This is a genomic window from uncultured Campylobacter sp. (assembly GCF_938018035.1).
GTDB lineage: Bacteria > Campylobacterota > Campylobacteria > Campylobacterales > Campylobacteraceae > Campylobacter_B.
Genome location: NZ_CALIJF010000237.1, coordinates 1 through 7,231 on the forward strand (window position 1 = coordinate 1; position 7,231 = coordinate 7,231).

Here is a 7,231-nt window from a genome sequence, read left to right on the forward strand (position 1 = left end):
ATATTTCTTTTCGCCTTATACAAAAGCCCCAGTCTGATCTGCTCCAGCTCGCTTGCGCTCATCTCGCTCCTTTTAAATTTGAGATGGATTATGACGCTTGCGGGCTTTAAATTTGCTTACGAACGGCGACGAAATTTTAAAATTTCGGCTTGGATAAATTTGCAATTAAATTTTAGCGGCGGATCGTCTAAATGGAGCGAAGGCGGAATTTCGGTAGAAATTTAAGCGGCACGGAATTTTAAAAATTTCGTGCCGTAAGAGAGATAAAATTTTACGGGCGCGCTTTAAATTCGCTATAAAATTTCACTGCGCCGAGTCGTAAAATTTCGCGAAACAAACGCCGCAGATTATGCTGCGAAATTTAGGGCGCCCGAGCGGACGCCGATAAATTTACGAACGCTCGCGCCGCAAAAAAGCGCCGCGCGGACGCCGCTAGAAAAATTTAAATTTTTCTATAAGGCGCCTGTCCTACTTCGTAGAAGTTATTGCCCTCGCTATCTATCGCTACGATAGCTGGGAAATCCTCTACGGTAAGTCGCGCGACCGCCTCGGGGCCGAGCTCCGGATAGGCTAGCACTTCATATTTTTTGATACTTTGGCTGATTAGCGCGCCCGCTCCTCCGATAGCGACCATATAGACGCAACCCGATTTTTTCATCGCCTCGACGACGGCGTCGCTGCGGTAGCCCTTGCCGATCATGCCGTTTATGCCTACCTCGTTTATCATCGTCGGAGTATATTTATCCATGCGTCCGCTAGTCGTAGGTCCCGCAGCACCGATTGCCTGACCGGGTTTAGCAGGAGTCGGTCCCAGATAATATATAGTCTCGCCGGCTAAGCTTACGGGTAGCTTCTCGCCGCGAGCGAGGGTTTCGGTTAGAGCCTTGTGCGCGGCATCGCGAGCTGCGATGATGGTGCCGCTGATTAGGACGTTATCGCCCGCCTTTAGGCTTTTTACTACGCTTTTATCGAAAGGTGCGGTAATTCTTTTAACTTCTGACATGATTTCCTCCTTATAGTTCGGCGTCGGCATGGCGAGCCGCGTGGCAGTTGATATTAACGGCGACCGGAAGCCCCGCTATGTGGGTCGGATACCACTCTACATTTACCTTAACGGCGGTATTTATGCCGCCCAGACCCTGCGGACCGACGCCCGTAGCGCGCGCCATCTCCAATAATTCATCCTCTAGCTTGGCGTAGCGCTCGTCGGGATTTCTGCTGTCGATCGAGCGAACCGCGGCTTGCTTGGCTAAAAGCGCCGCCTTATCCATCGTGCCGCCGATACCGACGCCTACGACCATAGGAGGACAAGCGTTAGGACCAGCGTATTTGACCGCCTCTAAAAATACCTTTTTTACCCCTTCGATGCCGTCTGCGGGAACAAGCATTTTTAGCACCGATTTGTTTTCGCTGCCAAAGCCCTTAGGAGCTACTTTGATCTTAAGCTTGTCGCCGGGGATGATGCGGGTATTGATGACTGCGGGGGTATTGTTCGTGGTGTTTTTTCGCTCAAAAAGTGGCTCTGCGACCACGGATTTGCGTAGATAGCCACCTACGTAGCCGTCCGCAACACCTGCGTTGATAGCATCCTCCAGATATCCGCCCTCGATATGCACGTCCTGACCGAGTTCGACAAAAACCACCGTCATACCGGTATCTTGGCAGATCGGCGCGACCTCTTTTGCCGCCAAATCGGCATTTTGTAAGAGCTTGCCTAAGATATCTTTGCCGATAGGCGAAGTCTCGTTCTCGCGCGCTTTCTCAAATGCCGCGCGCATATCTGGCGTGACGTGATAACAGGCTTTTTTGCAAAGTTCGCTGACTACTTTGGTAATTTCATCCGCTTGGATCGTTTTCATGATCTCTCCTTGTATTGAAATTTTAATGGATTATATTCCGTTAAACTAAAAACTTAGTTTAAAATTTTATCTTCATTTAATAAATTTTAACAAAAGGCTAGAAAATAAGCGGTTTTTAATCTTTTTATAATAAAATACCGCTTTCCGAATTATCAAATACTAAAAATTTTGCGAAGAAATTTTAAAATCAAGGAAACCTATGAAAAAGAAAACTCTTGTGCTGCTCGTGGGCGCTTGTGTGCTTATAGGAATGATACTTTCTCTTGGGATTGCGGAGATGGTTCACCTTACGGGCACCGATAAATTCTGCGTATCCTGTCATACGATGCAGCCGATGGCAAACGCCTTTCACAACGATGTTCACGGCGGCAATAACCCGCAAGGCTTCAAGGCCGATTGCGTCGCCTGTCACGTTTCTCATGAAAATACCTTTATGTATCTTTGGACTAAAGCTCTAACCTCCGCAAATGATGTCTACAAAACGGTCTTTACCGATGCCGATAAGATCGACTGGCAAGAAAAACGCAAGGAGCGAAATCATTTCGTTTATGAAAGCGGCTGCCTGAGCTGCCATCGAAATTTAAAAGAGCAGAATAATCAAGTAAATAAAGCCTGGCTTGCGCATAGGGATTATTTCGCGGGCACTACCGGCAAAACCTGCGTGCAGTGCCACGAAAATGTCGGTCACAAAAATATGGGTATAGAGATTACCAAATATTGGGATAAATACAACCGAGAAAATAACAAAACCAAGTAAAGGAGAAGCAATGCTAAAAAAAGTCGCTATTTTAATAGCCTGTATCGCATCGTTTGCATTCGCAGAAATGCCCGCGCAGCATGCGAATATGTCCGCGTCGGACGCGAACGTAAGCAATTCCGTAAACGTTAGTCTTACGAAGAATTTAAAGGTAAATAGGCAGCTTACGCCGCTAGCTAGACGCTGCGTCGAGTGCCATGCCGAAAAAACTCCGGGCGTCGTTGCGGATTGGAAGATGAGCCGCCACGCTCACGTAGGCGTTAGCTGTACCGACTGCCACTCGCAGCCAGCAGATAGCCCTATGGCAGCTAAAGAGCCGCATCCGAAAGACACAGACAATCATATTTCGGTGCTAGTTAGCCCTAAAACCTGTGCCAAATGCCACAGTAACGAGGTTAAAGAGTTTGAAAACAGCGGTCACGCAAGAGGCGCTATGCAGATGCAAGCCAACAAAGGAATGGTTGATCTAATGTATCACTACGAAGGACGTGATATCCCTGATCTTAAACACGCGCCTGATATTACCGGCTGCTCTCAATGCCACGGTAGCGTCATTAAAATGGATGAGCATAACAAGCCTACCAAAGAGACCTGGCCCGTTTACGGCATCGGTACGGTTTATCCGGACGGTAGCGTAGGCGGATGCAAATCATGCCACTCGAGTCATAAATTTTCGATTGCTGAAGCTCGTAAGCCTGCTGCTTGCGCATCTTGCCACTTAGGACCTGATCATCCGGATATCGAAATTTACAACAACTCAATGCACGGACACGTATTTAACGCCGAAGGCAATGAATGGAAATTTGACAGCGCTCCTGGTACTTGGGCAGTTCCTGACTACCGCGCCCCTACATGCGCGACCTGCCATATTAGCGGCGGTGTGGGCGATCTAAACTCCACTCACAATGTATCTCAACGCTTGAAGTGGAATTTGTGGCAGCCTAAGAGCAATCTACGCACCGGCGGTAATGAGACCGCGGTAAGCGAGTTTTTAAATACCGGCAAACTAAACGTTGGTAATCCTTTGGCGGGTAACCTAAACGGTCCTGAGGCAGCGCGTGCGGAGATGAAGCAAGTCTGCAAAGAGTGCCACGCAAGCACCCACACGAATAATTTCTTTGAGGTGGGCGATAAGCAGGTACTTCTATATAACGTTTACAACGACGAAGCGACTAAGATGCTAAAAGAGCTTAAGGAAAAGAAACTTCTAAAAGACGATCCTTGGGCGGATGCGTTCCAGCGAATCTACTATGTTTCATGGCACCACGAGGGTCGCAGAATGCGTCAAGGCGCGCTAATGGGCGGACCTGATTATTCGCATTGGCACGGCGTATTCGAGGTCAAAAACGACATCAGAGAGATGCGCGAAATCTATGAGCGCCGCATTAAAACCGGCAAGATCGAGGAATAATCCTTTTTAGTCTGCTAAATTCTGCCAGACTAAACAGATCAAGCTTGTAAACCCCTGCACTTCGCAGGGGCTTTTTTGTTTGGATAAAATTTTGGAATTTTATTTTGTAATCCGCGCAAAGCCCATCGAAAATCGCCCCTAAAAGCCACTACAAAATCACTATCTAATTATTTAAGATTATTGAGAATTTATGACGGAAGTAGCTGATAAATTAGAGTAAATTTATCTCTTTGCAATCCAAAATTAGCTACAATCGCGCATATCATTTAAAAGGAATTTTATGGACAAGCAAACGGCATTAGACTTTTTGAGACTTCATCAGCCGATGCCTGCGCAGCTTTCGGATCAGCTCGCGGCAGAGTTTCGCGCGGTACGGGAATTTTTGCGTGATAATCCATGTGATGAAGCGCTTGAGCCGCTTTTGCGCTCGCTAAACGAGGGCGACGGCGCAGGTGAATATCCGCTCGTGGACGAGGTGCTAGGTGCGGCGGATGATGCTGCTGCGGTAGCTGCGATTAGAGCGGTCTTGGAAGATCCGAGCACGGGCAGCGGAGCGCGATTTTGGGCGACGCTTTTTAGCGTGAGCTTCGTCCGTAAGGAGCTCATCGCAAGCCTGGAGACATCGCTTAAATACGCAAACGATGATTTGATCGAGCTTACGAAGGAGCAGATCGAAATGTTCAAGCAGCTGACGTAAAGCTAGCTGCGTAACTTATGGTTGCGCCTTACTCGCCAGATTGCGCTGCTACAAAGCAAATCCAAATTTATAAAAATCGGCTTAATCGAAGGCTGCTTTTAAATTTTAAAATTTTGCGGTCGCTTAAAATTTTTTAGAGGCGCGATTATGCAAGAGGCGCGCTTTATTTTCTATGCGCTGTAGTAGGCGCCCTGTGCGAGGGTTGCTATCGGCGAAGATATAGCGTCGCCGCTAAGTGCGAGCGGCGCAGGCACCGAGAGATATCTACCTAGGGAGGGTAGAAATTTCACAGCGTCGTTTGAAGTAAAATTTTAAATCTGCGGGCTTGTGATAGAATTTAAGTCGTAATAGTGAAGCAGAATTTAATATCGCTACGAGCTCACCGCTGAAATTTTAAGCTTGCGTCGCGCAGTGACGAGATTTTGCTCGGTGCGATCCATACGAAATCTTAAGCCGTAAAGATAAAGCAGAATTTCTCATACGTGATTTTTTGAGACGAAATTTTAAATAATGAGTTTGAAGCGGAATTTTAAGGTGCGAGTTAGAGACTATAAACTCGCACCGTCGATAGAAGATGCCGCGCCTTTTTGCGGGTTGAGAACTTCGACCGCGCAACAAAGAATTCCACGCCATTTCGCACTACAGCTACGGACCTCGACCACGCAGTGAGCAAGGTTGCGCTGCGCTATGCGACTAAGGATACTGCGCCATTTCGCAAGCGATTTTGTGGCGAGATAGGCTATGTGTTTGGGCGCACGACATAGAAATTTGTATGGTGCGATACACGTGGGATTACACGGCGCAGATTTCGCGTCCTCATCTGCACTGCTAAAAATTCTACTGAGCAGAGGTGATCTAGAAATTTTGCAGCGGCACAAAATTGCCTAGCGCGGATTTTGAGCTTGCGCAAAATTTCGCACCGCTAGCATGTGAGAGACCTGAAATTTTAAATTGCATGTCGCTTTAAAATTTTAAACTTATGAAATTTGAGCCGCGCTTACTTTTAAATCCTAATTACGCGCCGTGCTTGGCGATGAAATTTTAAAATTTATCGCGCCAAGAGCAGCTCGATCAATCGGCGGACGCAGCTAAAAATAAGATAGATAAAATGCATCAGCGCGTGAAGCGGGTCTAAATTTAAATTGCGGGCGAAATTTTAAAGCGTGGCCTAGACCGCTTGCGGGCGTTCGGTTTCGGCTTTAAAATAGTTAAATTTAGCGCTAGCGCCTGCGGAGCTTCGGCTATCTGATTTTTGCGGTGCCGAAGCAAAGTCCGTTTTCGTTGCACTGCATATTTTCGATTTGCGGATCCTCGCTTTCGCCGCAAATTTGAATCATCTGATGTGACGCCTCGTCCATTTTGGGCTCGCTACAATGCGAAACGCCTGGCTTTGGCTGCTCTGGAGCGGAGCAAGCGCATATAAATAATGCCGCGCAGGCGAACAAGAGGGTGTTTTTCATTTTAAATCCTTTTTAAAAAATGTCGTAATTTTATCTTTACAAAACTGAAATTTTACGGAATTTAAAGCGTTTTGGCTAAATTTAATGCAGCTGCATCTGCAAATATAAATTTTCTAAATTTCACGTTAGATACGAAGAGGCGGCGTGTAAAGCGAGATAAATTTAATATTTGTGAGCGAGTTTTAAGACGCAGCCCAAATCGTTTTACGGAAAGATAAGATTAAAGGCGCACTTAATCTTATCTATTGTTTTAAAATTTTTTACCGAAAGCCGCTAGAATTGCGCCCTTTAAACCAAAATAAGGAGAAAACATGGCAATGACGAATTACATGGAGCTTTTGATGGCAAATCAGCCGTGGAATTTGATTTTATTTATGGCGGTGCCGATGGGCTTAGCAGAAGCGATAGTAGCGAGCGAATTTTTTAGCTTGTACCGCGCGAATGAGGGCTCCTTGGCGCTAAAAATCAATAAATGCCTTAGCATCATTCTCGGCGCTTATTTTACGATATTAATCATTTACGTAGCGGTTAAAATTTTGCCCGCTATTCATTTACGTGGCGCTGCGGACGCCTTAGCTTTGGCTGCATACGCAGCAGCGGCGCTGCCTGCGCTAGTACTGCTACTTTTGGAGCTAGGAGTTATCGCAAAAGGAGCGGAATTTAGAGCTAGGCTTAAATTTCATTTCTTGGCGCTGATTGTATTTTTGGTGCTAGGACACGTCGCGATGATTTTTGGAATGACCGATCCAGGTGTGAGTGGCATGGAACATTCTATGATGGATCATGGCTCGATGGAGAACATGGATCACGGCGGCATGGATCACTCAAAGATGGAGCATTCACATTAACTTTTAGCATGCTCAGCTTGGGCTAAATTTTAAAATTCTATCTCGCCGATAGCGCGGGGTTGATAAATACTTCATGATTTGATTGCCTTTCGTCTATAAAATGCATATGCAAGCACCTCTCAAATAAAATTTTACCGTCTTTCATCTGTCGCCTGCGAGGTGGTAAATTTAATATCAAGCTTATCGCCCCGCCTTTTTA

Annotated in this window: 8 protein-coding genes; 5 read left to right on the forward strand and 3 right to left on the reverse strand. The window is 46.4% G+C overall.

What is annotated here, in order from left to right; all coding sequences use genetic code 11:
* On the forward strand, nucleotides 1–225 hold a 225-nt coding region (locus tag Q0257_RS07095; RefSeq protein ID WP_298023343.1), incomplete at its 5' end, for a hypothetical protein.
* Between the two features lie 217 nt (nucleotides 226–442).
* On the opposite strand, the gene Q0257_RS07100 is transcribed toward Q0257_RS07095, so the two are convergent.
* Both Q0257_RS07100 and Q0257_RS07105 read right to left on the reverse strand, forming a co-directional pair.
* Complete coding sequence (locus Q0257_RS07100) at nucleotides 443–1,003, reverse strand: Fe-S-containing hydro-lyase (RefSeq protein WP_177389396.1); 561 nt, start codon at nucleotides 1,001–1,003, stop codon at nucleotides 443–445.
* A 10-nt stretch (nucleotides 1,004–1,013) separates the two neighbouring features.
* Nucleotides 1,014–1,859 (reverse strand): fumarate hydratase, encoded by an 846-nt coding sequence (locus Q0257_RS07105; RefSeq protein WP_298023346.1) that lies wholly within the window; start codon nucleotides 1,857–1,859, stop codon nucleotides 1,014–1,016.
* A 199-nt stretch (nucleotides 1,860–2,058) separates the two neighbouring features.
* Here Q0257_RS07105 and Q0257_RS07110 point away from each other — a divergent pair, with 199 nt between their 5' ends.
* The 3 genes from Q0257_RS07110 to Q0257_RS07120 all read left to right on the forward strand — a co-directional run bounded on the left by Q0257_RS07110 (nucleotide 2,059) and on the right by Q0257_RS07120 (nucleotide 4,724).
* On the forward strand, nucleotides 2,059–2,616 hold the full coding sequence (locus Q0257_RS07110; RefSeq protein ID WP_291940163.1) for a NapC/NirT family cytochrome c: 558 nt from the start codon (nucleotides 2,059–2,061) through the stop codon (nucleotides 2,614–2,616).
* Between the two features lie 10 nt (nucleotides 2,617–2,626).
* Entirely contained in the window at nucleotides 2,627–4,027 is a 1,401-nt protein-coding gene (locus Q0257_RS07115) for a multiheme c-type cytochrome (protein WP_297962329.1), read from the forward strand.
* A gap of 280 nt (nucleotides 4,028–4,307) precedes the next feature.
* The gene (locus tag Q0257_RS07120) at nucleotides 4,308–4,724 is read left to right on the forward strand and encodes a hypothetical protein (RefSeq protein WP_005870906.1); all 417 of its coding nucleotides are present in this window, start codon (nucleotides 4,308–4,310) and stop codon (nucleotides 4,722–4,724) included.
* Nucleotides 4,725–5,965: 1,241 nt separating this feature from the next.
* Here Q0257_RS07120 and Q0257_RS07125 read toward each other — a convergent pair.
* Complete coding sequence (locus Q0257_RS07125) at nucleotides 5,966–6,184, reverse strand: hypothetical protein (RefSeq protein ID WP_298023349.1); 219 nt, start codon at nucleotides 6,182–6,184, stop codon at nucleotides 5,966–5,968.
* Between the two features lie 311 nt (nucleotides 6,185–6,495).
* On the opposite strand from Q0257_RS07125, the gene Q0257_RS07130 reads away from it, so the two are divergent.
* Entirely contained in the window at nucleotides 6,496–7,032 is a 537-nt protein-coding gene (locus tag Q0257_RS07130; RefSeq protein WP_298023352.1) for a DUF6803 family protein, read from the forward strand.
* The last annotated feature ends 199 nt before the right edge of the window (nucleotides 7,033–7,231 follow it).

What these genes read in the sequence shown, in the direction of transcription:
- Q0257_RS07100 (WP_177389396.1), bottom strand. Translation starts at nt 1,003, where the DNA reads ATGTCAGAAGTTAAAAGAATTACCGCACCTTTCGATAAAAGCGTAGTA.
- Q0257_RS07105 (WP_298023346.1), bottom strand. Translation starts at nt 1,859, where the DNA reads ATGAAAACGATCCAAGCGGATGAAATTACCAAAGTAGTCAGCGAACTT.
- Q0257_RS07110 (WP_291940163.1), top strand. Translation starts at nt 2,059, where the DNA reads ATGAAAAAGAAAACTCTTGTGCTGCTCGTGGGCGCTTGTGTGCTTATA.
- Q0257_RS07115 (WP_297962329.1), top strand. Translation starts at nt 2,627, where the DNA reads ATGCTAAAAAAAGTCGCTATTTTAATAGCCTGTATCGCATCGTTTGCA.
- Q0257_RS07120 (WP_005870906.1), top strand. Translation starts at nt 4,308, where the DNA reads ATGGACAAGCAAACGGCATTAGACTTTTTGAGACTTCATCAGCCGATG.
- Q0257_RS07125 (WP_298023349.1), bottom strand. Translation starts at nt 6,184, where the DNA reads ATGAAAAACACCCTCTTGTTCGCCTGCGCGGCATTATTTATATGCGCT.
- Q0257_RS07130 (WP_298023352.1), top strand. Translation starts at nt 6,496, where the DNA reads ATGGCAATGACGAATTACATGGAGCTTTTGATGGCAAATCAGCCGTGG.